This is a genomic window from Desulfovibrio sp. SGI.169, assembly GCF_050313595.1.
In the GTDB taxonomy this organism is placed as follows: Bacteria; Desulfobacterota; Desulfovibrionia; order Desulfovibrionales; family Desulfovibrionaceae; genus Desulfovibrio.
Window position 1 is genome coordinate 88514 of sequence record NZ_JBNPLS010000001.1, and the last position, 23856, is coordinate 112369.

At 60.2% G+C, this 23856-nt stretch carries 24 protein-coding genes; 10 read left to right on the top strand and 14 right to left on the bottom strand.

Annotation, left to right across the window (positions count from 1 at the left end; genetic code table 11):
• Nucleotides 1-19: 19 nt before the first annotated feature.
• Together fba and surE are read right to left on the bottom strand one after the other, a co-directional pair.
• Nucleotides 20-946: a class II fructose-1,6-bisphosphate aldolase gene (gene fba / locus ACQRA4_RS00390; RefSeq protein WP_427821097.1), complete on the bottom strand. Its 927-nt coding sequence runs from the start codon at nt 944-946 to the stop codon at nt 20-22.
• A 131-nt stretch (nt 947-1077) separates the two neighbouring features.
• Complete coding sequence (gene surE / locus ACQRA4_RS00395; protein ID WP_427821098.1) at nt 1078-1836, bottom strand: 5'/3'-nucleotidase SurE; 759 nt, start codon at nt 1834-1836, stop codon at nt 1078-1080.
• 233 nt (nt 1837-2069) lie between these two features.
• On the opposite strand from surE, the gene ACQRA4_RS00400 reads away from it, so the two are divergent.
• The 4 genes from ACQRA4_RS00400 to ACQRA4_RS00415 are packed head-to-tail and all read left to right on the top strand — an operon-like array spanning nt 2070 to nt 5467.
• Nucleotides 2070-3122, top strand: coding sequence for a 3'-5' exoribonuclease YhaM family protein (locus ACQRA4_RS00400; RefSeq protein WP_427821099.1), 1053 nt, complete (start codon nt 2070-2072; stop codon nt 3120-3122).
• Nucleotides 3098-3751 carry a dTMP kinase gene (gene tmk, locus ACQRA4_RS00405; RefSeq protein WP_427821100.1) on the top strand — a complete coding sequence of 218 codons (654 nt, stop codon included), beginning with the start codon at nt 3098-3100 and terminating at the stop codon, nt 3749-3751. Before ACQRA4_RS00400 ends, tmk begins: the two co-directional genes overlap by 25 nt.
• 35 nt (nt 3752-3786) lie before the next feature.
• On the top strand, nt 3787-4131 hold the full coding sequence (locus ACQRA4_RS00410) for a hypothetical protein (RefSeq protein WP_427821101.1): 345 nt from the start codon (nt 3787-3789) through the stop codon (nt 4129-4131).
• Entirely contained in the window at nt 4121-5467 is a 1347-nt protein-coding gene (locus ACQRA4_RS00415; protein WP_427821102.1) for a histone deacetylase family protein, read from the top strand. The genes ACQRA4_RS00410 and ACQRA4_RS00415 overlap by 11 nt, the downstream gene beginning before the upstream one ends.
• Before the next feature lie 410 nt (nt 5468-5877).
• On the opposite strand, the gene prfA is transcribed toward ACQRA4_RS00415, so the two are convergent.
• The 3 genes from prfA to rpmE all read right to left on the bottom strand — a co-directional run bounded on the left by prfA (nt 5878) and on the right by rpmE (nt 8309).
• Nucleotides 5878-6957, bottom strand: a complete 1080-nt coding sequence (prfA, locus tag ACQRA4_RS00420) for a peptide chain release factor 1 (RefSeq protein ID WP_427821103.1) — start codon at nt 6955-6957, stop codon at nt 5878-5880.
• Nucleotides 6958-7066: 109 nt separating this feature from the next.
• Complete coding sequence (locus ACQRA4_RS00425; protein WP_427821307.1) at nt 7067-7981, bottom strand: DUF1385 domain-containing protein; 915 nt, start codon at nt 7979-7981, stop codon at nt 7067-7069.
• A gap of 115 nt (nt 7982-8096) precedes the next feature.
• Nucleotides 8097-8309, bottom strand: coding sequence for a 50S ribosomal protein L31 (rpmE, locus tag ACQRA4_RS00430; protein ID WP_427821104.1), 213 nt, complete (start codon nt 8307-8309; stop codon nt 8097-8099).
• Between the two features lie 370 nt (nt 8310-8679).
• Here rpmE and ACQRA4_RS00435 point away from each other — a divergent pair, with 370 nt between their 5' ends.
• Entirely contained in the window at nt 8680-10386 is a 1707-nt protein-coding gene (locus ACQRA4_RS00435) for a glutamine--tRNA ligase/YqeY domain fusion protein (protein ID WP_427821308.1), read from the top strand.
• A 77-nt stretch (nt 10387-10463) separates the two neighbouring features.
• Here ACQRA4_RS00435 and ACQRA4_RS00440 read toward each other — a convergent pair whose 3' ends face one another.
• On the bottom strand, nt 10464-11777 hold the full coding sequence (locus ACQRA4_RS00440) for a type II restriction enzyme (RefSeq protein ID WP_427821105.1): 1314 nt from the start codon (nt 11775-11777) through the stop codon (nt 10464-10466).
• Complete coding sequence (locus ACQRA4_RS00445; RefSeq protein WP_427821106.1) at nt 11770-12600, bottom strand: DNA adenine methylase; 831 nt, start codon at nt 12598-12600, stop codon at nt 11770-11772. The genes ACQRA4_RS00440 and ACQRA4_RS00445 overlap by 8 nt, the downstream gene beginning before the upstream one ends.
• A 427-nt stretch (nt 12601-13027) precedes the next feature.
• Between ACQRA4_RS00445 and tnpA (ACQRA4_RS00450) the strand changes: the two genes are divergently transcribed.
• Nucleotides 13028-13438, top strand: a complete 411-nt coding sequence (gene tnpA / locus ACQRA4_RS00450) for an IS200/IS605 family transposase (RefSeq protein ID WP_427821107.1) — start codon at nt 13028-13030, stop codon at nt 13436-13438.
• A 144-nt stretch (nt 13439-13582) separates the two neighbouring features.
• On the opposite strand, the gene tnpA (ACQRA4_RS00455) is transcribed toward tnpA (ACQRA4_RS00450), so the two are convergent.
• From tnpA (ACQRA4_RS00455) to ACQRA4_RS00485, 7 genes are all read right to left on the bottom strand, one after another.
• Complete coding sequence (gene tnpA / locus ACQRA4_RS00455) at nt 13583-14092, bottom strand: IS200/IS605 family transposase (protein WP_427821108.1); 510 nt, start codon at nt 14090-14092, stop codon at nt 13583-13585.
• Between the two features lie 9 nt (nt 14093-14101).
• Nucleotides 14102-14476 carry a phage integrase central domain-containing protein gene (locus tag ACQRA4_RS00460; protein ID WP_427821109.1) on the bottom strand — a complete coding sequence of 125 codons (375 nt, stop codon included), beginning with the start codon at nt 14474-14476 and terminating at the stop codon, nt 14102-14104.
• A gap of 37 nt (nt 14477-14513) precedes the next feature.
• Nucleotides 14514-14690, bottom strand: coding sequence for an Arm DNA-binding domain-containing protein (locus tag ACQRA4_RS00465; protein ID WP_427821309.1), 177 nt, complete (start codon nt 14688-14690; stop codon nt 14514-14516).
• A complete protein-coding gene (locus ACQRA4_RS00470; protein WP_427821316.1) occupies nt 14630-14806 on the bottom strand; it encodes a hypothetical protein in 177 nt (58 codons plus the stop codon). The genes ACQRA4_RS00465 and ACQRA4_RS00470 overlap by 61 nt, the downstream gene beginning before the upstream one ends.
• A gap of 354 nt (nt 14807-15160) precedes the next feature.
• Complete coding sequence (locus ACQRA4_RS00475) at nt 15161-15730, bottom strand: hypothetical protein (RefSeq protein WP_427821110.1); 570 nt, start codon at nt 15728-15730, stop codon at nt 15161-15163.
• Nucleotides 15731-16039: 309 nt separating this feature from the next.
• Entirely contained in the window at nt 16040-16702 is a 663-nt protein-coding gene (traT, locus tag ACQRA4_RS00480) for a complement resistance protein TraT (RefSeq protein ID WP_427821111.1), read from the bottom strand.
• Between the two features lie 456 nt (nt 16703-17158).
• The gene (locus tag ACQRA4_RS00485; RefSeq protein WP_427821112.1) at nt 17159-17866 is read right to left on the bottom strand and encodes a hypothetical protein; all 708 of its coding nucleotides are present in this window, start codon (nt 17864-17866) and stop codon (nt 17159-17161) included.
• A gap of 232 nt (nt 17867-18098) precedes the next feature.
• Between ACQRA4_RS00485 and topA the strand changes: the two genes are divergently transcribed.
• From topA to ACQRA4_RS00505, 4 genes are all read left to right on the top strand, one after another.
• Nucleotides 18099-20339, top strand: coding sequence for a type I DNA topoisomerase (topA, locus tag ACQRA4_RS00490; RefSeq protein ID WP_427821113.1), 2241 nt, complete (start codon nt 18099-18101; stop codon nt 20337-20339).
• Nucleotides 20332-21501: an XdhC family protein gene (locus ACQRA4_RS00495; protein WP_427821114.1), complete on the top strand. Its 1170-nt coding sequence runs from the start codon at nt 20332-20334 to the stop codon at nt 21499-21501. Before topA ends, ACQRA4_RS00495 begins: the two co-directional genes overlap by 8 nt.
• Before the next feature lie 72 nt (nt 21502-21573).
• Entirely contained in the window at nt 21574-22200 is a 627-nt protein-coding gene (locus ACQRA4_RS00500) for a thioredoxin (protein ID WP_427821115.1), read from the top strand.
• 533 nt (nt 22201-22733) lie between these two features.
• Nucleotides 22734-23852, top strand: coding sequence for an efflux RND transporter periplasmic adaptor subunit (locus tag ACQRA4_RS00505; RefSeq protein ID WP_427821116.1), 1119 nt, complete (start codon nt 22734-22736; stop codon nt 23850-23852).
• Nucleotides 23853-23856 lie beyond the last annotated feature (4 nt).

Sequence of the window (23856 nt, forward strand, 5' to 3'; positions counted from 1 at the left end):
TCCTTGTGTGCGAAAAGGGTTATGCTTTGCCGGAAGATCCCATGACGTTGCGAATCTTGTGCGCCACCATGTTTTTGACGGCCTCGCGGGCCGGGGCCAGGTAGGAGCGCGGGTCAAACTGCTCCGGATGTTCGGTCAGGAACTGGCGGATGGAGGCGGTGAGCGCCAGGCGGATGTCCGTATCCACATTGATCTTGCACACGCCCATGCTCGCGGCCTTGCGCAGCATCTCTTCCGGCACGCCCCTGGCACCGCCCACCTGGCCGCCATACTGGTTGCACAGTGCCACAAATTCCTGAGGCACGCTGGAAGCGCCGTGCAGCACCAGCGGATAGTCGGGCAGCCGGGCGCTGATGGACTCCAGACGCATGAAGTCAAGTTTGGCCTCGCCCTTGAACTTGTAGGCCCCGTGGCTGGTGCCGATGGCCACGGCCAGAGAGTCGCAGCCCGTGCGGCGGACAAAGTCCACGGCCTCGCCCGGGTCGGTATAGACATGCTCGGCGGAGCTGACATGCTCTTCCACACCGGCCAGCTTGCCCAGTTCGGCCTCCACCCAGACGCCCCTGGGATGGGCATAATCCACCACCTGTTTGGTTAGGGCGATATTTTCCTCATAGGGCAGGTGCGAACCGTCGATCATCACCGAGGTGAAGCCGCCGTCAATGCAGTCTCTGCACATTTCAAAACTGGGACCGTGATCCAGGTGCACCACCACGGGCACGGACGGGTCGTCGGCCAGTGCGGCCTCCACCAGCTTCATGATGTAGGCCTGTCCCGCGTATTTGCGGGCCCCGGCGGACACCTGAAGAATCACCGGGGATTTCTCCTCCGAGGCGGCCCGCATGATGCCCTGGACAATTTCCATGTTGTTGACGTTGAACGCGCCCACGGCGTAGCGCCCGGCGTAGGCGGCGGCAAACATTTCCCTGGGGCCCATAAGAGGCATGGCTTCCTCCTTTTTTTGCTTGCGGTATGGCCGGAGAACGTCTCGCCGGCCGAAAAATGGTCGGAACTACCATATATCCCATATGGGGGAAAAGCGCAAAGGGGAAGGCCGGGGCAACAGACGCCGGGCCTTCAGGCCAGCCCCATGCCTTCCAGTTCTTTCAGGCCCGCCTGATCCGTGAACTCAAAGCGCAGCGGCGTCACGGTGATGTAGCCCCGGTTGAGCAGATCCTTGTCAGAACCGGCGTTGATGGTATGGGCCGGAATTTCGCCTTCCAGCCACCAGTAGGGCGCGCCGCGCGGGTCAAGGCGCTCCAGATAGACGTTTTTCCAGACGGCGCTGGTCTGCGGGCAGACCCGCAAACCCTTGGCCTGATCCAGCGCGCCCGCCGGATAGTTGAGATTGACGACCCGGCGCGGGCCCAGGCGCGTCCAGTCGATGCGCTCCGCCAGGGCCACGGCGTGCCGGGCCTGGGGCAGCAGGTCAGCGCAGCCCGCGCGGTCGTCATACGAGACGGCCAGACTGGGCAGCTCCTCATGGGCCGCTTCCGTGGCGGCGCCCACCGTGCCGGAGTAGAGAATGTCCGGCCCCACGTTGGGCCCGGCGTTAATGCCGGAGATGACCATGTCCGGCCTGCGCGGCAGCAGGCGGCCCAGGGCCAGCTTGACGCAGTCCGTGGGGGTGCCGTAAATGCCCGTGCCCGTGAAGCCGGGCTCTTCAAACTCCATGGCCCGCAACGGTTCAAAAACCGTGAGGGAGTGCCCCACGCCGGATTGCTGGCGCATGGGAGCCACCACGCGCACGCTGTGCCCGGCTTCCCGCAGGGCCGCGTACATGGCCCGAAGGCCCGCCGCGCGAATGCCGTCGTCATTGGTCAGCAGAACATCCATTTGACAACACCTCGCAAAGAAGGGAATCTGCGAAAAAAGCCATGCCTGAGCCGGAAAGCGCGTTTTGGGGCTCATGGCCTTCATGCTTCAGCCGCTGTCTGAGGCATGAAGACGGCTGAAGACATGCCGTCCCGCGCGGGCCGGGACGCGCGGAAACAACTCTCATTCGGCGCGCCGCCCCGAACCACGAGCAGCAGACGACTCGGGGCCAGTCGCGCGACAGCGGATACTATATGGAAAAAGGCAGCTACGTCAAAGATATCGGCCCCGCTTCCGAGGCGCGCGGGCTGTTTGTGGTCAGCCAGGCGGCCCAGGGCCAGTCGCGCAACGGGCCGTACTGGCGGCTGACCCTAGCCGACGCCAGCGGCAGCCTGGAGGCCAAGATATGGCATCCGCTCAGCGCGGAGTTCAGCGATATTCCCGTGGGTTCCGTGGTCTGGGCCGAGGGGCGCGCCGGGCTGTACCGGGATCAGATTCAGCTCACGGTGGAGCAGCTGCGCCAGCTCTCCGGGGAAGAGCGCGCGGCGGTGGACCAGGCCGCCCTGATGCCCGCCAGCCCCTTTTCCCTGGACGACATGCTGGACGAACTGCTGACCCTCTGCAAAGAGGAATTCCGCCACCCGCCCTGGCGCAAGCTGGCGCTCTCGGCGCTCAGCAATCAGGAATTGCGCGCCGCTTTCCGGGTCTGCCCGGCGGCCAAGGGCGTGCATCATGCCTATGTGGGCGGCCTGCTGGAGCATACCCTGAGCGTGTTCAGGCTCTGTCGCCGCATCGCGGACCAGTATCCCCAACTGGATCGCCAGACCCTGCTGGCCGGGGCCCTGTTTCATGATTTCGGAAAAATTCGCGAATTTTCCGGCGGTCTGGCCAATGATTACACGGATGAGGGCCGTCTGTTGGGGCATCTCGTGCTGGGCGTGGAAATGCTGAACCCGCATCTGGAGAAGTCCGGCCTGGACGAGGGCCTGCAACGCCACCTGAAGCACCTCATCCTGAGCCATCACGGCGAATTGCAGTTCGGCGCGGTGCGCCAGCCGCACACGGCCGAGGCCATGGCCCTGCACTATGCCGACAATCTGGACGCCAAAATGGCCCAGTGCCGGAGCCTGTTCGAGCAGTTGGGAGAGGAAGGGCAGGACTGGACCCCCTGGCAGGCCACCCTGGGGCGGCCGCTGTACCGGGCCGCGCGCACTCCGGAATCTCCCGCGTCTTCACGCGCGGGGGCTTCAGCCAGGGGCCGCAAAAACGCGGTGAGGGAAGAATGTTTATCTCTTTTGAAGGTATAGAAGGTTCGGGCAAGTCCACAGCCCAGCGTCTGCTGGCCGAACACCTGCAAAAGCTCGGGCATGACCCCCTGCTCACCCGTGAGCCGGGCGGTTGCGTTCTGGGCCGCAGCCTGCGGCCCATCCTGCTGGACGCCCGCACGCGCGGTCTTTCCGCCCGGGCTGAGCTGTATCTGTTTCTGGCGGACCGCGCCCAGCATGTGGCCGAGGTCATCCGCCCGGCGCTGGAGGCCGGGCAGACCGTGCTGTGCGACCGCTATGCGGACTCCACCCTGGCTTACCAGGGCTATGGGCGCGGGCTTGACCCGGAGCGTCTGCGCCATGTCAACGACATGGCCACCGGCGGCCTCATGCCCGATCTGACCCTGCTGCTGGATCTGCCCGTGCATTGCGGGCTGGAGCGGGCGGGCCTGCGCAACAGGCGGGAAGGCACCGTGCTTTCCGAGGGGCGCTTTGACGCAGAAAGTCTGGAGTTTCATGAGCGCGTGCGCGGTGGCTACCGGAGCATGGCCGCCGAGGAGCCTGAGCGCTTCGCCATCATTGACGCGGCCCAGCCGCCCGAAGACGTGATGCTGCAATGCCTTTCGGCGGTGGAGGCCTCGCTGCGGCGGCGGGGCAGAGGGCTGGACTGAAAAAGCTGACCGTTGGGAATCGTGAGGAGCACGGCATGAGCGAAATGTACACCATTCACGCGGAGGGAACGCGCCTGCGTTTTGAACCGCGCCAGGACGACGCGCTGGCGGATGCCGCGGCGCGGGGGGCGCGGCGCGACGGCTATGAGACCGTCAGCCGCATGGGCGATCCCGGCTTGCTGCATTGCGCGGTTTTTCGCCGGGCTGGCGGCGACGGCGGCCTTTTTGCCCTCCACGATCAGGACGGTCTTTTGTTTGCCGCCGTGGCTGAAAGCAACCTGGCCTATGCCCTGGCCCAGGGTTTTTTCGGCAGAATGGTTTCCGAGGCCCGTTATGGGGCCGACATTTTTGAAAATATGGATGATTGCGATGAGCGCTGAGCCTCTTGCGGCCGCCCGCCGTCTGGGGGTGGTCTTTTTTCCGGCTTTTGACTGGGCCATTTCAGCCACGCACCCGGAGCGTGAGGAACGCCTGCTCTACACCCGCGACCAGTTGCAGGAAGAAGGGCTTTTCGATATCCCCGGCATCAGCGAATACCGCCCCTCTTTCGCCAGCCGCGCCCAGCTGGCGCGCGCCCATTTCTGTCTGCCCTCGGTGGGCGCGGTGAGCACTGATTCCCATCTGGCCGCGGCCGGCGGGGCCATCACCGCCGCGCGTCTGGTGCTGGAGAAAAAAGAAGACAGGGCCTTCGCCCTGGTGCGCCCGCCCGGCCATCACGCCATGCGCGTGGTTCACGGCAATCGCGGCTTCTGCAACATCAATAATGAAGCCGTGATGGTGGAGTACATTCGCGATCACTACCCCCATCCCGACGGGCGGCCCCTGCGCATCGCCATTGTGGATACGGACGTGCACCACGGCGACGGCAGCCAGGACGTGTTCTGGAACGACCCGCACACCCTGTTCATCTCTCTGCATCAGGACGGCCGCACCCTCTATCCCGGCACGGGTTTTCCGCAGGAATGCGGCGGCCCTGCGGCTCTGGGCCGAACCATCAACATCCCTCTGCCGCCCGAGACGGCGGATGAGGGCTATCTGTACGCCATTGAACATGCCGTGCTGCCCATCCTGGCCGAGTTCAAGCCTGACCTGGTCATCAATTCCGCCGGGCAGGACAATCATTTTACCGACCCGCTGGCCAATATGCGTCTTTCGGCCCAGGGCTATGCGGCGCTCAACGCGGCCCTGAACCCGGACATCGCCGTGCTGGAAGGCGGCTATTCCATCCGGGGCGCGCTGCCTTACGTCAATCTGGCCATCTGCCTGGCCCTGGCCGGGCTGTCTGCCGAAGACATCAGCGAGCCGGGCCGCACCCCGGCCTCCACCCGCCAGCGGGCCGAAACGGGCCGCTACATCGCCGAACTCTGCGATCAGATGGTGAAACTCTACCGGCATCCCCCGGCGCAACCCGCGGAAGGCCGGGAAGAGGACGGCTGGTGGGCACGGCGCAAGCACATTTTTTACGATACGGACATGCTGCGCGAAAGCCAGTGCGAAGCCTGGCGCCTTTGCGGCGACTGTTCCGGCCTGGGGCGGATAGAAAGCAGCTCGGAACGGGTGGAGCGCTCTCTCTGCCTGCTGATTCCCCGCCATGCCTGCCCGCGCTGCCGGCAGGAGGGCGCGGCGCTGGCGGAGCGGGCCCGCAAAAGCGGTCGTTATGCGCATGTGCTGGCGCTGGACGGGGATTGCCCCGGCGATGACGCGGCTGACGCGTGACGGAGTGGCGCTTGCCAGCGCGAAAAATTCCCGCCTTTTTGGCTTGTTGTGGCGACAGCCCCACCCTTCGCTCCGCTTCGGGCGGCGAGCGGAGCAATCTCCCTTTTTACCGACAAGCAAAAGCCATAAAATGTATTTTTAATGAGCTTTGAGCCTAACAATCTCCATTCATTGCCTGATCAACCGGCACTCGGCGAAAGGGGGGCAAAGCCGCCAGCGCCGTAAAGCCGGTTCTGACGGAGCAGCACGACAAAGCGCGAACAGCCAGGGCACGAACGAGATGCGCCCGCCCTCCTCTGCCCCTGTCGCGTCAGGGAGGGGCGGTTCTTATCTGCGCCGGCGCATGCGGCGTTTGCCGCCGCGGCGGTATGAGCGCGATTCGCGGTCTGCCGGCGAGCCGCCGGCCGCTCTTACGAGGCCATGTCTTCAGCCTGCGCCTTGAGGGCCTCGGTCTGCGCCGCCGTGGACAGGGCGTCAAACAGCGGCGTCAGCTCGCCTTCCATGATCCGGTCCAGAGAATACAGGGTCAGGTTGATGCGGTGATCCGTGCAACGGCCCTGCGGGAAATTGTAGGTGCGGATGCGCTCCGAGCGGTCGCCCGAACCCACCTGCGCCTTGCGGTCGGCGGAAAGCTCCGCGTTCTGGCGCTCGCGCTCGGCGGCCAGAATGCGCGAGGCCAGCACTTTCATGGCGCGGGCCTTGTTTTTGTGCTGCGAGCGCTCGTCCTGGCAGGTTACAACGGTATTGGTGGGCAAATGGGTGATGCGCACGGCGGATTCCGTCTTGTTGACGTGCTGCCCGCCCGCGCCGGATGCGCGGTAAATATCAATGCGCAAGTCTTCGGGCCGTATCTCCACATCCACTTCCTCGGCTTCGGGCATCACGGCCACCGTGGCCGCCGACGTGTGGATGCGCCCCTGTGTTTCGGTGGCGGGCACGCGCTGCACGCGATGGGCGCCGGCCTCGAATTTGAGGCGGCTGTAAACCCGGTCGCCGGAAATCAGGCAGATGACTTCCTTGTAACCGCCCGATTCTGAAGGCGATTCGCTCATCAGCTCCACCTTCCAGCCCTGAAGCTCGGCATAGCGGGTATACATACGAAAGATATCCGCCGCGAACAGCGCCGCCTCCTCGCCGCCGGCGCCGGCCCGGATTTCAAGAATGGTATTCTTTTCGTCCAGCGGGTCCGTGGGCAGCAGGGCCACTTTGAGAGCCTGCTCGATGCGGGGCAGTTCCTCCTCGGCCCGACGAACCTCCTCATGCGCCATTTCGCGTATGCCGGGGTCTTCGTCGTGCAGCAGCTGCTTGTTATCCTCCAGCTCCCGCTGCAGCGCCCGGTACTTGCGGAACAGCTCCACAATTTCACGCAAATCGGCGTGCGCCTTGGTCAGTTTGCGGTAGTGCTCCTGATCATTGAACACGTCGGGCTGGGCCAGGGCCTCTTCCAGCTCCATATATTTTTTTTCAAGACCTTCCAGTTTGGCGAACATATGCGAACTCCGGCACGCAAGCGCGCAAAAGATGAAAAAAACGGAAACAGCCGCCACGGACGCCCCTCAGGCGGGGACGGCCCGGATGGCCCGGCCAACCGGGCAAGGCTCAACCCTCGGAATAGGGCACGGTGTGGATTCTCGCCCCGGCATCCGGGCCCAGAGCCTCGCGCAGCGCCACTATGGCCACGTCCAGCTGATTCTGATCCGGCTCACAGGTGGTCAGGCGTTGCAGGGCCAGCCCCGGCGCGCGCAGCAGCGTGGCCCAGAAACCGTCGGGCATGCGCGCCGCGTAGCGGATCAGCTCGTAGGCCAGGGCGCTGATGGGCGCCATAAGCAGAAACTTGAAGGACACGGTCAGGGCATGCTTGGCCGCCATGCTCTGCGGCGTGTGGATCATCAGCAGCAAGGGCACCAGCACCGCGTGCAAAATAATGGAAATGCAGATCACAAACAGCAAGAAAGTGGTGCCGCAACGGGGGTGCAGGCGGCTCATGCCCGCCGCGCGGGCCGCGCTGACCTCGCCGCCGGCTTCAAAGGCGTGAATGGTCTTGTGCTCGGCCCCGTGATACTGAAACACGCGCCGGATATCCGGCACATGGGATATGAGGCGAATGTAACCCATGAAAATGCAGCACTTGAAAAAGCCGTCCCAGATGTGAAAGGACAGCCCTTCCACATCGCCGCCCAGATGCAGCCAGAGCATGACCAGCGAAAGCAGGTGCGGGGCCACCACAAAAAGGGCGACGGCCATGAGCAGGGCCAGGCCCAGGCTCAGGGCCAGGCTCCAGCCGGACAGCTCTTCCTCCGCGCTCTGGGCCGCGGCCTCCACCGAACGGTTCAACGCCTGGATGCCGTTGACCAGGGTTTCCAGCAGAATGGGAAAACCGCGCACAAAAGGCTTTTTGAGCCAGGCGCGACGGGTCAGGGAAAACCAGGGCAAACGCTGGGCGCGGATGACGCCGTCCGGGCGGCGCACGGCCAGACCGTACACATCGCCGTTGCGCATCATCACGCCCTCCATGACGGCCTGACCACCCACAGAAGGGCAGTCGGCCGTCAGGCGGGGCAAAAGAGCCAGCAACCCTGGCGCGAGCCCCGGCGGCGGGGCCAGGCGCGGGCGACCGATCAGGCTGCGCTTACTTCTGTTCAAACTTGGCGTACTTTTTACGGAAGCGGTCAATGCGGCCGGCCGTATCCAGAAAGCGCTGCTTGCCGGTGAAAAAGGGGTGGCAGGAGGAGCAGACTTCCACATGAATCTGTTCGCCCTTGGTGGAGAGCACCTGCTCTTCATGGCCGCAGGCGCAGGTGATGGTAGCCTTGAACACTTTGGGATGGATGTCTTTTTTCATGACAAAACCTCGTCGCGGTCGGCCGGACCCGGTTTTCAGCGGCCCTGTCGCCGGTTTGACCGGCAGGGCCTGACCTTTACGGACGCCGCGCAATTTTTTTCCCGGCCTGAAAGGAATATCAGACAGGGACGGCCTATATAGCCGTCTTTGCCGGCTTTGGCAAGAGCGGCGGGCCGCGGCGACGGACGGCTTGGGGCGGCGGTTTTATTTATGCGATTCTTCGCGCCGCCACGCCTCCCGATGTTTTCATGCGTTTGCCCGGGGCCGGGGGCGGGCATTGACCCGTGAGACAGCTTGTCGTAATTTTGTCAATTCAATGTATTACCCTTGCATGGAGAGCGCTATGGCCCCCACCGGCAACCCGGACACGATGCAGATCGGCAGCGACGCCACGGCCCCTGAACCGGCCCGGCCCGGCGTTGATTTTATCCGCGCCCGCATTCAGGAGGATAACGCCTCCGGCCGTTTCGGCGGCCGGGTTCACACGCGTTTTCCGCCTGAGCCCAACGGCTACCTGCATCTCGGACACGCCAAGTCCATCTGTCTCAACTTTGGCGTGGCGCGTGAATTCGGCGGCATGTGCAATCTGCGTTTTGACGACACCAATCCCACCAAGGAAGAAAGCGAGTATGTGGAGTCCATCCGCGAGGATGTGCGCTGGCTGGGCGGCGACTGGCAGGAGCGGGAGTTTTACGCCTCCAATTATTTTGAGCGCCTGTACGACTATGCCGAGCAGCTGATCCGCATGGGCAAAGCCTATGTGGATGACCTCTCGGCCGACGAAATACGCGAATATCGCGGCACGCTCACCGAGCCCGGCCGCGAGAGCCCGTACCGCAACCGCGGTGTGGAGGAAAATCTGGATCTCTTTCGCCGCATGCGCGCCGGAGAGTTCCCGGACGGAACGCGCGTGCTGCGCGCCAGGATCGACATGGCCTCGCCCAATCTGGTCATGCGCGACCCCACGCTTTACCGCATCCGCCATGCCAGTCACCACCGCACGGGCACCGCCTGGTGCGTCTATCCCATGTATGACTTTACGCACTGCCTGTCCGACTCGCTGGAGGGCATCACGCATTCGCTCTGCACGCTGGAATTTGTGAACAATCGCGAGCTGTACGACTGGGTGCTGGACACTCTGGGCGTGTACCATCCGCAACAGATCGAATTTGCCCGCCTGAACCTGACCCATACCGTGCTTTCCAAGCGCAAGCTGATCCAGCTGGTCAGAGAGGGGCATGTCCGGGGATGGGACGACCCGCGTATGCCTACGCTCAGCGGCCTGCGCCGCCGGGGCGTTCCGGCGGCGGCCCTGCGCGAGTTCTGCGCCCGTATCGGCCTGGCCCGCGCCGACTCCATGGTGGATTACTCCATGCTGGAATTTTGCGTTCGCGAGCACCTCAACGCGCATGCCCCGCGCGCCATGGCCGTGCTGGACCCCATCAAGGTGGTTATCGAAAATTATCCGAAAGACCAGGTGGAGGAATTTGAAATGCCCTACCACCCGGAAGACCCCTCCTATGGCAGCCGCAAGGCGCCGTTCTCGCGCGAGCTGTATATTGAGCGTGACGACTTCCGCCTGGAGCCGCCCAAGAAGTTCCATCGCCTTTCGCCCGGCGCGGAAGTGCGCCTGCGCTACGCCTATTTCATCACCTGCCGCGAGGCCGTGCTGGATGAGAACGGCAATGTGCTGGAACTGCGCTGCGTATACGACCCCCAGAGCCGGGGCGGCCAGAGCCCGGACGGGCGCAGGGTCAAGGGCGCCATCCACTGGGTGTCGGCGGCGCACGCCCTCCCGGCGGAGGTACGCCTGTACGAGCATCTCTTTGCGGCGGAAAACCCCAATGCCGTACCCGAGGGCAAAACCTTTCTGGACAACCTCAACCCCCAGTCCCTGCGTGTGACGCGCGGCCTGCTGGAACCGGCCCTGGCCAACTGCGAAATCGGCCGAACCCTGCAATTTGAGCGCCTGGGCTATTTCTGCAAAGACAAGGACAGCTCGCCGGAGCTGGCCGTGTTCAATCGCACGGCCACGCTGCGGGATACCTGGGCCAAACTGGAGAAAAAGGGAGCGTAAAGCGCCCATCACGGATCACAGACTCTTGCCGACCGCCCGGAATCAGAATCACCCGTATAGCGGGTGGTTCTGATTCATCAGCCAAGATTAGGAAGATTGAATATCCATCTCAACCAACCAAGAACGGAACTTGCTCGCCTCCCTATTGTAGTTTCGTTGTCTCCACAGACGTTCAACACACGCATCTTATCACAGACTTGTTGTTTGGTGGGCAACTCTCCGTTGCTTTCTATCACATGATCAAAGAAAATGGCAAATATCTGATGCTCAACCATCAAGCTAACCAACTTTAATTGGCGCTCCTTATAGGTCATACGGCACAACAATTCACCAATTCTAGTTAGCTTGACTATTCTACTTCTTATTACTCGCTCAAAGATTCCAAGATAGATACCAGCACTTACATAGTAATCATATTGACGCTCTACGAACTCCATCAATTCCATAATTTGCTCTTTCGTCATCGGATTGTTTTCCATATTTTCTAACAACGATATGAGCCGATTCACGGAATCTGCCTGTATGAACGGAATATCGGTTTCTTCAATATTATCGCTCTTCGTAACAACGGTATTTCTCCGAACACCCATCAAATCTTCATGAGAAATATGTATGTCCTGTAATGAATAATTTTTTGTTTGTATTAATTCTATGGATGAATAGTCTTCAAGCGTATTAAATCTGTACTCAAACAAACGATATATCATATTGGAATAGACAGATAATATTAGCCGTATAGGCTTATTGACTTTCTCCTTCCACAATCTGTATGGATAATACAACTGCCTGACGTGAAAATCTTTGTGTAACACGTTCTTCGCTTCTAATATTACCACGTTATTACTATTCTCAAAGCCACCATCTATCTCGCATTGTGCGTTATTTACGCTAATTCTACGCTTTATGTTTCTATGAGTATCCACTTCAAAATTAAAGTATCCAGTACCCATACGACCATTAAAAGTTACTACTGTATTGGATGCTTCAAGGAAGTCATCTAAAATTCCAGACAGAACGAGAACATTAATTGCATTTGCCTCGGAAGTGATGTTGTTAACATCTATGGTTTCATATTCTCCAAGTTGAACTTGCGTCATTTGTTCAACTCGTTCTGTCAATTCAGGAATTTCCTGATACAGAATAAAGTCGCCAATAACGTAAGAACCTCTACTATCAGGAAGGATGTTCAGATTGTTCGTCTTTAAAGAAGATGGCAAACTTTCGGAACTATCCCACTTCGCCATTATCCTAGGTTCTTTGTATTCCTTAATTTGGGCGGCTGTGATGTGAAATATTCCATTTTGCTCAACCTCATGAACGATGTTGTACCGACTCAGTAATGCACACCAAGCCTGTTCAGCGTTCATTTCTCTGGAAGTTTCATCAAGCATATATCAAAACCTCATTGACATCTCCACGCTTTGCAGAGTTGCTATTGATAGCACGTTTCGCTTGAACAGTCTTAATCGTATACTCTTTGTAAAGTTCACGAATTTCAGTACAGTCAGAGTTGGATTGAGCAAACTTAATACCTTTCTCTCTCAGCTTGTCGCATTCCTTTTTCAACTCTTGCTGTTGCTTGTATCCGAAGCCATTCTCCGTATAACCTGTAAAGTTCGCAGAACTTGAAATCGGCATATAGGGCGGGTCAAGATAAACGAAACTTCCCCTTCTTGCTTTTTTCAATGCTTCTTTGTAATCTCCTTGAAGCAAAGTAATTTCATTGTCGTTGAAATACTTTGACATCGCCCTTATTACAGGAATATTCACTATATTAGGATTCTTATATCTTCCATACGGAGAATTAAAATAACCTGAAGAATTTACCCTATACAATCCATTGTAACAAGTCTTATTCAGGTAAATTATTCTTGAAGCTTTTTCAATCATAGACATTAATTTATATTTTTCTGTTCTATCCAGTTCTCTTATTTCATAGAAATATTCCTCAGAGTTATTAACATAATGAACTTGTAATGATTTAATAAGCTGTTCTGGATTATTCTTCACAACTTTATAAACATTCATTAATTCGGAATTGTAGTCATTTACAATAGCCTTCTTTGGCTGATGAGCGAACAAAACAGCACCACCACCAAGAAAAGGTTCTATATACGTTCCCTTGGATTGAATTAACGGGAGAATGTCATTTAAGAGCTGCCTCTTACCACCAACCCATTTCAAGATAGGTGAGAGAAGTATATTTTTAGCCATTTTGAGTCTCCTGAAGCCGATACCAAATACTTATTTCATACGTTATATTATTGGGATAATCAAGTAAAATTTTCTTTTATGATTGATTTTGTCAACTTTAGATTGATTGTCAACAAAACTTTCTTTAATTGTCTTATTGCTTCATAGTAGCGAAATCCCTTTGTGTGGTCTCTTTTCATACCACGCAAGGGGATTCTTAGTTTGAATATGTTACCCCTGATAGTTATAATTAACTTCAACATTGAACAATCCACCGACTAAAGCCGGTGGATTTACCTATGGCTTTAGCCAGTCGAAGGCGCATAGTGCCTAAGACAATAAACCATCCGCTATGCGGGTGCGCGACAGAAAGTTTTACAAAAAAAGCACCTTTCAGTTACGATAGAGGTGTTCAAGCCCATCGTAACCTTCAGAAAAGGTGCTTAATATGGGAGCCAAGACTCAAAGTTTAGCTCATACCCGTTGGCTGTGCAAATACCATATCGTATTTACACCCAAGTATCGAAGAAAAATTATTTTCACACAACTATGCGAAAATATTGGATATATTCTTAAAAATCTGTGCAAATACAAAGGCGTGGAAATTTTGGAAGGGCATATCATGCCAGATCATGTCCATATGCTGGTCAGTATCCCACCCAAAATCAGCGTATCAAGCTTTATGGGTTACCTGAAGGGGAAAAGTTCACTGATGATCTTCGATAAGCATACGAATTTGAAGTATAAGTTTGGCAACCGTAAGTTTTGGGTAGAAGGCTATTACGTCAGCACAGTAGGACTGAACGAAGCCACCATCCGAAAATACATTCAGCAACAGGAGCAACATGACATCATGTAAGACAAACTGACTACAAGGGAATATCAAGACCCCTTCAAGGGGTAGGCCAAAGCGGTAATGGCATTGGGCTTGAATGAAGTGAAAGCCAGCGTCTTTAGGTGTTGGCCGGTAACAAGCCCTTATAGGGCTAGAGCAAATCACCCGCTATGCGGGTGGTTCTGATTTGGCGACTAAAGTCGCGTTCCGGGTAAAGCCGGTATGGCCCCTGCTGAAGCAGGCTGAAGTCATTCCCCCCTCAATTCGGAAGGTTTCATCGGCATCTTCCTGTTGTGCAATGTATTGCTTGATCACCTCATCGGTCACATTGCCGCTGCTGCAACAGAAATAGCCGCGCGCCCACATATGGCGTCCCCAATACTGGCGGTGCAACAAGGGAAATTCGTTTATCAAGGCATGGGAGGTCCGACCTTTCAGTTGCCGCATCAGCCCGCTCACAGCAAGGTTTGGAGGAATTGAAACGAAAAGGTGGATATGGTCGGGAGCCATATGCCCTTTGAGCATTTCCACCTGATATTTCTCACAGATACCGCGTATCAGCGACCTGCCCCTCTGGGCGATGTCGCCTGACAAAATCTTTTTCCGGTACTTGGTTATCCAGACCAGGTGCAGGTGAATTGAAAAAACACTTTGGGAGCCTTTGCGATAATTACTCATGCCCACAGACTACAAAAGAAAGCTAAAGCCGCCACCTAAAGGTGGGGGGGTACCCCTCCCTGAGTAGGACAATAATTCACCCACGGCGGCGGGTTCGGTAATGGCCGCATGGTGGCCGTTGGCAGTGGGCGCGAGAGCGCCGCGCAAGTCGGCGGCAATGTCATGTTCCGCCCTGCCGGTGACGACTGCGTAACGGAAAATCCGTCCGGTATCGCGCAGTGCCTTGTGGACGATGGTCAGCGCGCCCCGTTCCTCCACTCGTCGGGCGGCAAGCAGTCTTTCGGCGTGATGGCATTGATAGGGCGCTTGCCGATGTGGGGAAAAGATTTTCTTCCAGAATACGGATGACCGCCCGTTTGTAGGCGTTCTTCCATTGTCTTGCATACTTGGCGTACCTTCCCGCGCCACATCCTCAAAGGAATTACGGGCCGCTTCCGCCGCCGCTTCTCTGGCCTGCCGCCGTGCTTCGCTGGGATCGGTATGTTCTCTCAGCAGTTTTTTTGGCGTCTTCCCTCTTTTCCCGCGCTTCGCGCAGGCTCACGGACGGATACGAACAAAGAGAAATGAGCTTCTGCCTGCCCGCAAAGCGGTACGCCAGCCGCCACGATTTTTGCCCGTAGGCGTGACATAGAGGAACAGGCCCCCACCGTCCGAATGCTTCTGTACCTTGCCGTTGGCCGCGACATGCCGCATGAATATGTCGGTCAGTTTCATCCATCCACCTCCAGTGCGGTTTTCCTTGGTACGGTTGGGCTGACTGTACCAGCATATTCCTGAAAAATCCTTTTGCCACAATGGATTACAGAAAATATGCCGGTAGCGGGAGGGATCACCCCCTCCCGATTTCCCAGGGCCGGGGGCGCACTGTCTGGCCTTGGGAAACGCCATCATTGACAGCCCCGATCTACCAAAAGACTACCAACGTGTCTGCCAACGGTTTTTCGGATTCAGAGGGATTCTGGTGGATGACATGAAATAAGCATGCCTAGTTAACATGATGAAATTACATGATAACTGGACACATTTGGATTCCCCAAAACTACTTGAATAACTTCAAAGCGAAACGCTCTAAAACGGCAGGCGCAACAGCCGCAGACTGTCAGGCTGGATATAGAGCAAACGATCGGCGCTCACGGCTTCAGGCCGGGTTGCAAAGCTGTCTTTGCGGATGTTCAGAATGGCTTCGGCCTCGTGGCTGCAATCAAAAAGATGCAGAATCTCGTCATCCACGCGGTCGGCGGTGGTCCAGTGCCGGTTTACCGGCGGCCCTTCCGGGGTCAGGCTGCGCATGAAGCAAAAAATGGCCGCCCGTCCGCCCGGCGGCGTGAGCCAATCCTGGCAGACGCGCCAGAACTCGTCGGGTGAAGGCCGCGCCTCCGTGCCGAAGGGCACGCGCACTTCCAGGGGGAGAGCGCGGCTCTGCGCCCGCAGCATGCCGTCCACCAGATTGAGATAATCGGTTTCCTGCTCCAGCACGGCCTTGAAGGCTTCAGGCGCGCCCGCCAAAGCCAGCAGCGTTTCGTTGAGGATGTCCCGCGCCTTGAGCACCCGTATGCCGTGGGTCAAGCGCAGGGCGTTGAGCACCGCGTAAATGGCGCAAAAAGTGTCCAGCTTGCCCTGAAAAAACGGTTTGACCATACGGCCCCTCCGCGTCCTGTTATGCCCGCAAGCCCCAGGCGGGTCAAGACAGCCGGGCGAGGCCGCGCAGAGCGCGCCTGGTTCGGGTTGCAGGCTGTTTCTGACCATTGCGGCATTGCGCAAACCGCACATCCCAAGCCGGAGACGCGCCAGGGTCGTTTAACAGTCTCGACTGTTTGTTTAACCGTAATTTTTCGCCAGATTTCCACGGCGGAGCGCCACTGGCGGCGGTCTGTCTTCAGCGGCGGGAAATGACGCGGCCCCCATTGTTGCGGGGCCGCTTGTTCATGACGGGGGGGATTCACGCCTTCAGCGCTCAGTCTGGGGCGCGGGCTGGGGCGCGGGCGCGGCGCTGTCCACGGCGCTGATATCCGCGCTCAATTCGCGGGCCAGCGCATCCGTGAAAGAGGCGGGCAGCTCGGATTGCAGCCGGACATCATGGCGCGCCAGCAACCCCAGACGCATCTGGCTGCTGGCCACGGCATTGCGCTTGGAAATATTTTTCAGATTCGTCCGGCTGGGGCGGCGAGAGCTGGGCACGCGCCGCTGCACCAGCAGCACGTCGGCCAGCAGGGCCGTGCCGCCAGCGCCGGAAAGAGCGGAGGGCGCGCCATAGCCGGCGTCCACCACGCTGCGCAGGTTTTCCGGGCTTGTCTGCCCCGCCGCGAGTACGGAAATCTGGACAATATGACCCGCCTGGCTGGGATTGTCCGTCACGGTAAAGCCCTTGCGCCCCAGCCAGGCCTCAGTCTGGGGGCGAAGGCGGGAGACGCGGCTGGTCATGTCCCGCACGCTCACATATGCCACGCTGGAAATATCCTCGTCGCTGGCCCGGTTCAGCGCGCCGGAGCGCAGTACCTCCACTTCCGCGATGCCGCCGTCGCCCTGGCGGATGCAGGCATTGAGAGAAAGCAGACCCGACGTCAAAAGCAGAAGACAAAACAATCGTGGTATGAGCAGCGGTATGGGCATGGGACTCCTCTGGCGGCATGCCTTGCGGCGTCGCCCGGCCCCGCGGGCGGGCGCGGACGCAAGGATGATCGGTTCAGGAAAAGTTGTCTCCCGGAGAGGCGCTTTGCCTTTTAATGCAAAAAACGGGCCTGCTTCAGCCCCGGCGGGAAAACCCGCTCCTGTTCATTGCGACGCCACCCGCCGCCGCACCCCAAATCGGCAGCGCGACGACAGGGCCCGCCCTTCGCTCCGCTTCGGGCGGCGAGCGGAAAAACCCCTTTTACCGGCACACAAAACCCATAACATGTTTTTTAATGAGGTCTGAGCCTGGTGTCTGCTTGCAAAAGTGGACACCACAAAACCCGCAAGGTTCTGCGGCGGCGTGGCCGGGTCCATTTGCGAAAAACCACGTTTTTTCGCCAACGATCCCGCAAAAGTTCTTCGCGGAATTCCGCGCGGAATTTTTGCAATCAGGCCCTAGGGCGCGAGAGCGTTGAGCACTTCCAGGCTGAGCTTGTCCTCCAGGGCGGGCAGGCAATCCTCGCGGCCCATGTCCGCCCCTTCGGCGCTGACGGCCACCTGGCGCATTTCGCTTTCAGCGGGCTCGCGCCCGTCGGAACGAATGCCCACCCCGGCCCTCAGGCCCCAGACCTTGCTTTTGCCCCGGCTGTCCAGCAGGGCCACGCCCAGGCCCAGCAACGCGCCGCCGCCCGCTCCCCAGCCCGCGCCGCCTCGGCCGTTGGCGTCCACGGCGCGGCCCAGCAGCATGCCCAGCATGGCCCCGGCGGCTGCGCCGCTCAGAGCCTTGCCCGCGCTGACCGGTTCGCTTTTGGAACCCAGAGGGTAAATATCCTCAATGCGCACGCGCACCAGAATGTCGGCGTCCCTGGCCGCTTCGGCCGGGGTGAGGCCGCGTTCGCTCTGGATATAGGCCGTGAGCATGGATTGCAAATCCGCATTCAGGTTGGGGTCGCCGCCGCTGACGGCCACATGCACGCTCTGGCCGGATCTGACGGGCACGCGCGGCAGGGGTTCAAGCGACGTCTGCGCCGGAGCGCCGCCCCCCGGGCCGCCCTGTTCCGGCGCGACACCCGCGGTCTGCCGCCCGGCGCACGCGGCCAGCAGGCCGCACAGCAGCAGACAGAGCGGCAAAAAATAGCCATATGACCGATGAGGCGCACGCATATGCACATCCCCTGGATCGTGCCGGGCAAAGACACCGAACCTGTTTCCATTGTTTCAGTAGCCCAGATGAAGACGCCTGTCCAGTCGGCGGGGCCGCGCCGGAAGCCCGGCCGGCCGCCGCACTTGACGCCGCCCGCGTTTGTCGTATCTTGCCCCTACCATAATGAATGCAATGAACCCGGAGCGCCGGCGGCCCCCGCGGCGGCGCACGGCATCCGGATGAGGACGGCGCATGGGCAAGCAGTTGATCATAGTGGAATCCCCGGCCAAGGTGAAAACCATCAAGAAATTTCTGGGCCCGCAGTACGCGGTGCAGGCCAGCGTGGGCCATGTGCGCGATCTGCCCTCCAGCTCTCTGGGCGTGGATGAGGCCAATGACTTTGCGCCCCATTACGAAGTGATTGAAAACAAGAAAAACGTGGTCAGCGAACTGCGCGCCGCCGCGGCCAAGGCCGATACGGTCTACCTGGCCCCCGACCCGGATCGCGAGGGCGAGGCCATCGCCTGGCATGTGGCCGAGCTGATCCGCGACAAGGCCAAAGATATCAAGCGCATTCAGTTCAATGAAATCACGGCCAAAGCCGTCAAGGATGCCCTGGCGCACCCGCGCGCGCTCAACAGCCATCTTTTTGACGCCCAGCAGGCCCGGCGCGTGCTGGATCGCCTGGTGGGCTACAAAATTTCGCCCCTGCTCTGGAAAACCATCAAGCGCGGCATTTCCGCCGGGCGCGTGCAATCCGTGGCCCTGCGTCTGATTGTGGAACGCGAGGCCGAGCGCGAAGCCTTCAGGCCTGAGGAGTACTGGCTGTTCAAGGCTCTGCTTGCCGCCGACGCGCCGCCGCCGTTCAAGGCGGAACTGGTCAAAGTCAACGCCAAGAAGGCCGTCATCGGCAACGCGGCGCAGGCGGACAGTCTGGAGGCCGCGCTCAGGGGCAAAGCCTTTGTGGTGGAAAGCGTGGAAGAAAAAGAACGCGAACGCGCGCCCCAGCCCCCCTTCATCACCTCCACCCTGCAACAGGCGGCCAACCAGCGCCTCTCCTACACGGCCAAGCGCACCATGAACATCGCCCAGCGCCTTTATGAAGGCGTGGAGCTGGGGGACAGGGGGCTCACGGCCCTGATCACCTACATGCGCACAGACTCCACACGCATTGCCGACGAGGCGCGCCAGGCGGCCAGAGATTTCATCATCCAGACCTTCGGCGAGAACCATCTGCCCAAAAAGACCCGCATTTACAAGGCCAGGGGCGGCGCCCAGGACGCCCACGAAGCCATCCGCCCGGTGGACGTGAACATCACGCCGGATATGGTCAAGCCGCACCTGCCGCCGGAGCAGTACAATCTCTACCGCCTGATCTGGTCGCGCTTTGTGGCCTCGCAGATGGCCGGGGCCCGCTTTCACGACACCACGGCCATGATCGCCTGCGCGCATACCCTCTGGCGGGCCAGGGGCGAGCGCCTGCTCTTTCCCGGCTTTCTGGCCGTGCTGCCGCGCGGCGCGGACGAGGCGGACGCCGCGCTGCCCCCGCTCACGGCGGGACAAAGCCTGACCCTGAACGGACTGGACAAAGAGCAGAAATTCACCCAGCCTCCGGCCCGCTACAGCGAAGCCAGTCTGGTGCGCGAGCTGGAAGAGCTGGGCATCGGCCGGCCCTCCACCTACGCGGCCATCATCTCCACCCTGCAAGACCGCGATTATGTGCAGCTGACCGAACGCCACTTTGTGCCCACAGACCTGGGGCGGGTGGTCTGCCGTCAGCTTGTGGAGCATTTTGCCAGGCTTATGGATGTGGGCTTCACCGCGCAGATGGAGGAAGGTCTGGACAGGGTGGCCGAGGGCGGCGAAAACTGGGTGGACCTGATGCGCGCCTTCGCGGCGGACTTCAATCCCACGCTGGAGGCCGCGGCCAGAAACATGCAGAGCCTCAAGGGCGGCCTGCCCGCGGATCTGCCCTGCCCGGAATGCGGCAAGCCCCTGTTGATCAAGTTCGGCAAGGCGGGCGCGTTTCTGGCCTGCTCCGGCTATCCGGAATGCCGCTACACCAGCAATTTCGCGCGCACCGGGGACGGCAGGGTGGAAGCCGTGGCCCAGGAAAAGCCGCGGTATGAAAAAGTGGGCCAATGCCCGCGCTGCGGCAAGGACCTGGTGATCAAAAAGTCGCGCACCGGCAGCCGTTTCATCGCCTGCACGGGATACCCGGCCTGCGACTACGCCGCGCCCTTTTCCACGGGCGTGCCCTGCCCTCGCTGCGGCAAGGGCGGCCTGGTGGAGAAAAGCAGCAGGCGCGGCAAGATTTTTTACTCCTGCGACCAGTATCCCCAGTGCGATTTCGCCCTCTGGGACAAGCCCGTGCCCGGCCCCTGCCCGCGCTGCGATTCTCCCTATCTGGTGGAAAAGAAAAGTCGGGACGGCGTCAGAATCATCTGTCCGGTCAAGGGCTGCGGCTATGTGAAGGAGGACGGCCATGCGTAAGGGCGGCCCAAAGAAAGGCGCTCCGGCCCCCGCGCCGGACTCGTTGCGGCTGGCCGCCCCGCCGGACGTTCCGCCCCCGGCGGGCGAGGACAGTCTGGAGGCCCGCCTGGCCGTTCTGCTGAAAGCGGGCATTCCCACAGTGCTGCTCACCGTCATCAGCCGTGAAGGCTCGACGCCGCGCCATGCCGGCGCCCGCGCCCTGCTCACCCCGGCCGGGCTGGAAGGCACGGTGGGAGGCGGCGCGCAGGAGGCCCGCGCCGTGGAGACCGCCCGCCAATGTCTGGCGGACGGCATTTCGGCCCGCGTCTCCTGCGACCTCACCGGCCTGACCGAAAGCGGCGACATGACCTGCGGCGGCGGCATGGACGTGCTCTGCGAGGCGCTCGCGCCGGAGCAGGCCGCTCTGTTCGCCCTGGCCGGCCAGGTGCTGCGCGAGGGCGGGCGGGGCGTCTGGACTGTGGATCTGAGCCGCGAAAATCAGCCCCAACGCTGTCTGCACCTGGCGGCCTTGCCGGAGGACGCGCCGGAGTATCCGCCGGAGAGCCGGGCGGCGGGCTTCGCCGCCGCGCGCGCTGATCTGGAGGCGGCCCTCCCCCTGCTGGAAAAGCTGAACAACAGGGCCGGCCTGCTCCGCCTCGAAGAGCGAAGCGTCTATCTGGAGCCACTGGAAACGCCGCCCGTGCTGCTGCTCTGCGGCGGCGGGCATGTGTCGCTGGAGGTGGCGACGCTGGCCCATGCCTGCGGCTTTGTGGTGGACGTGGTGGACGACCGCCCGGAGTTTTCCAGCCCCGAGCGCTTTCCCATGGCCCGGCGCTGCCTGACCCTGCCCGGTTTTGAAAACCTGGTGGCGGCCTGCGGCGTCGGGCGGCGGCATTATGTGGCCATTGCCACGCGCGGGCACAGCCTCGACCGTGAGGCTCTGGCCCAAGCGCTGACCAGCCATGCCTCCTACATCGGGATGATCGGCGGCAAGACCAAGCGGGAGCAGATCTACGCCTCTTTGCGCGCCCGGGGCGTGCCTGACACGGAGCTGGCGGCGGTGCGCTGCCCCATCGGCCTGCCCATCGGCGCGGAGACGCCGCGCCAGATCGCCGTGTCCGTGGTGGCCGAACTGCTGGCCGCGCGCGCCGGCGCCCTGCAACGCCTGCGCTTTGAGGATTGAGCCTTGAGCGCGGCCCGCGCTCTTGACATTTCCATCCGCGCAAGGCTAGGTCTGAAAAGGGATATCCTCGGCATGGAAGCTATCTTAGGGGCGTTGCTGATCGCCTTTCTGATTTTTCTGTATCTGGAGACCAAGCGCCGCGCGGCCCGCCTGCAAAATCTGATCGCTGTGGAAAAGGCCGGCATTGCCGATGCCTCGCGCATGACGGCCAGCATTGGCGTTTTCTCTCCAGATGTGCAAACCACGGTGATCATCGGCGCTTCAGAGGAATACGGGGCCTTTTATTACCGCATGCTGCGCCAGAGCAAGCTGATCAATCGCAGCAAAATCAATTTGGCCAACATCGCCAGGGTGGATCTGCTGCTCAACGACCGGCCGTATCCGTTTGACTGCGACTCCACACAGCCTACCACCTCATTGCGGGCCACCGACCTTTGCGGCAAGGTGCTTGCCCTTTTTTCGTCCGAAGAGCTTAAAACCATCCAGCGCGCGGCCATGCGCATCACCTTTCTCAGCGAAATCGGCAGCGAAAAAACGCTGGAAATCACTTCCCTGCGCACCGGCGACGAGCGACACCGTTTTCAGCGTGTCCAACTGCTGAAAAACTCCATCTGGTGGGTGGCTTTTCTGAACATGGCCAGCCGGCAGGCGCGGCATATGCGCGCCCGGCTGGAGGACGAAAGCGCCGCCACGAGCTGAGGCGCGCAAAACGCGCGACCGGGCATGCCGGAGTGCGCGCCGGCCTTGCGCCGTTTTTTTTACAGATGGGAACGCCGCGCGCCGAAAAAATTTTTCATTTATTATTCCGGCGGGTTACAAAAATTGGACACGGTATGACAACCACCTGAAATAGCAGGAAATTTCTCGCGGTAACTTTTCCGTCCTCTTCCGGCCCGTTTCTTGCCTTTTTCCTTGGGGTATGCTTTATAGGGGCCTGTTTGAACCCCCTCCCACGGGGGCCGCGCCCTGGTTCCGCGCGGGCGCAGTCCGTTCGCCGGCATGTCCGCCTTTCGGCGAAGGCCAGCCGACCGCAGGCTCGCCCGGCTGGCCTTCGGACGCGCCGCCGCATATTTCAAACTCAACAACGCGGGACGGAACCGCCGCGCCAACGCCACAACGGCATCGGCGTCGGTCGCTGTCCGCGCTGAGCGGACGCGCCTTCCCCGATCTGGGGCCGGGCCGGAAGGGTTTATTCAGCGCGCGCCAAGACGCCGCTTGCAACGGAGTACCGCATGACCATAAAATCGCTCATTTCTCTTTCTTTCGTTCTGGGCCTCTGCCTGGCCCTCGCCGGTTGCGGCGAGGACAAAAATGCCCCGCAGGGCATGCTGCCCCCGGTAAGCGCGTATGACGTAACCGTGGCCGATGTGCCCTGGCCCGCCGAATATCAGGCCCAGGCTTCGGGTTCGCGCGCTGTGGAAGTGCGCTCCAGAGTGGAGGCCATTATTGAAAAGCGCCTCTATGAAGAAGGCGATTTCGTGAAACAGGGGCAGCTTCTGTTCCAGCTGGAGCGCGACCAGTACGAGGCCAGGGTTCAGCAGGCCGAGGCGCAGTTCAACAATGCCGAACGCGAATGGCGGCGCATCCGCCCGCTGTATGAAAAGAACGCCGTCTCCCAGAAAGACCGCGACGCCGCCCGCGCCGCCTACGACAGCGCCAGGGCCGAATTGCGCCAGGCCAAAATCAATCTGGACTACTGCCAGGTGACCGCCCCTGTTTCCGGCTACAGCAGCAAGGAAAACTTCACCCCCGGCAACCTGGTGGGCAACAATTCGCTGCTGACCTATGTAAACCAGACCGACCCCATGTACATTGATTTTTCCATTGCCGCGCCCGAGCGCATGCGCCGCCAGCAGATGGCCGCCGCCGGGCGCTTGCAGTTCCCCGACAACGGGCGCTACAAGGCGCGGCTGCGCCTGCTGGACGGCGCCCTGTACAAGGGCGAAGGCGAGGTGACTTTCATCGACAGCCAGGTGCAGCCCAGCACGGGCGTCATCAAGGCCCGCGCGGTCTTTGACAATGCCGACGGCCACATCATGCCCGGCCAGTATGTGCGCCTGTACATGGAAGGCGACATACTCAAAAACGCCGTGCTTATTCCGCAAAAATGCGTTCTTCTGACCCAGAAAGGCTCGCTGGTCATGGGTCTGGACAAGGACAACAAGGTATACGCCATCCCCGTCACCCTCAGCGTGGCCGTGGGCGACCGCTATCTGGTGGATTCCGGCCTCAAGGGCGGCGAAAGGATCATCAGCGAGGGCCTGGTCAAGGCCCGGCCCGGAACCCAGGTGCGCGTGCAGGAACCTGCCGCCCAAAAGCAGCAGGCTCAGACGCCAGCCGCTCAAAAGTAGGTAC

Coding starts and splice junctions, on each gene's coding strand:
- fba (WP_427821097.1), bottom strand. CDS start 946: ATGCCTCTTATGGGCCCCAGGGAAATGTTTGCCGCCGCCTACGCCGGG.
- surE (WP_427821098.1), bottom strand. CDS start 1,836: ATGGATGTTCTGCTGACCAATGACGACGGCATTCGCGCGGCGGGCCTT.
- ACQRA4_RS00400 (WP_427821099.1), top strand. CDS start 2,070: ATGGAAAAAGGCAGCTACGTCAAAGATATCGGCCCCGCTTCCGAGGCG.
- tmk (WP_427821100.1), top strand. CDS start 3,098: ATGTTTATCTCTTTTGAAGGTATAGAAGGTTCGGGCAAGTCCACAGCC.
- ACQRA4_RS00410 (WP_427821101.1), top strand. CDS start 3,787: ATGAGCGAAATGTACACCATTCACGCGGAGGGAACGCGCCTGCGTTTT.
- ACQRA4_RS00415 (WP_427821102.1), top strand. CDS start 4,121: ATGAGCGCTGAGCCTCTTGCGGCCGCCCGCCGTCTGGGGGTGGTCTTT.
- prfA (WP_427821103.1), bottom strand. CDS start 6,957: ATGTTCGCCAAACTGGAAGGTCTTGAAAAAAAATATATGGAGCTGGAA.
- ACQRA4_RS00425 (WP_427821307.1), bottom strand. CDS start 7,981: ATGGAGGGCGTGATGATGCGCAACGGCGATGTGTACGGTCTGGCCGTG.
- rpmE (WP_427821104.1), bottom strand. CDS start 8,309: ATGAAAAAAGACATCCATCCCAAAGTGTTCAAGGCTACCATCACCTGC.
- ACQRA4_RS00435 (WP_427821308.1), top strand. CDS start 8,680: ATGCAGATCGGCAGCGACGCCACGGCCCCTGAACCGGCCCGGCCCGGC.
- ACQRA4_RS00440 (WP_427821105.1), bottom strand. CDS start 11,777: ATGCTTGATGAAACTTCCAGAGAAATGAACGCTGAACAGGCTTGGTGT.
- ACQRA4_RS00445 (WP_427821106.1), bottom strand. CDS start 12,600: ATGGCTAAAAATATACTTCTCTCACCTATCTTGAAATGGGTTGGTGGT.
- tnpA (WP_427821107.1), top strand. CDS start 13,028: ATGGGAGCCAAGACTCAAAGTTTAGCTCATACCCGTTGGCTGTGCAAA.
- tnpA (WP_427821108.1), bottom strand. CDS start 14,092: ATGAGTAATTATCGCAAAGGCTCCCAAAGTGTTTTTTCAATTCACCTG.
- ACQRA4_RS00460 (WP_427821109.1), bottom strand. CDS start 14,476: ATGCAAGACAATGGAAGAACGCCTACAAACGGGCGGTCATCCGTATTC.
- ACQRA4_RS00470 (WP_427821316.1), bottom strand. CDS start 14,806: ATGAAACTGACCGACATATTCATGCGGCATGTCGCGGCCAACGGCAAG.
- ACQRA4_RS00475 (WP_427821110.1), bottom strand. CDS start 15,730: ATGGTCAAACCGTTTTTTCAGGGCAAGCTGGACACTTTTTGCGCCATT.
- traT (WP_427821111.1), bottom strand. CDS start 16,702: ATGCCCATACCGCTGCTCATACCACGATTGTTTTGTCTTCTGCTTTTG.
- ACQRA4_RS00485 (WP_427821112.1), bottom strand. CDS start 17,866: ATGCGTGCGCCTCATCGGTCATATGGCTATTTTTTGCCGCTCTGTCTG.
- topA (WP_427821113.1), top strand. CDS start 18,099: ATGGGCAAGCAGTTGATCATAGTGGAATCCCCGGCCAAGGTGAAAACC.
- ACQRA4_RS00495 (WP_427821114.1), top strand. CDS start 20,332: ATGCGTAAGGGCGGCCCAAAGAAAGGCGCTCCGGCCCCCGCGCCGGAC.
- ACQRA4_RS00500 (WP_427821115.1), top strand. CDS start 21,574: ATGGAAGCTATCTTAGGGGCGTTGCTGATCGCCTTTCTGATTTTTCTG.
- ACQRA4_RS00505 (WP_427821116.1), top strand. CDS start 22,734: ATGACCATAAAATCGCTCATTTCTCTTTCTTTCGTTCTGGGCCTCTGC.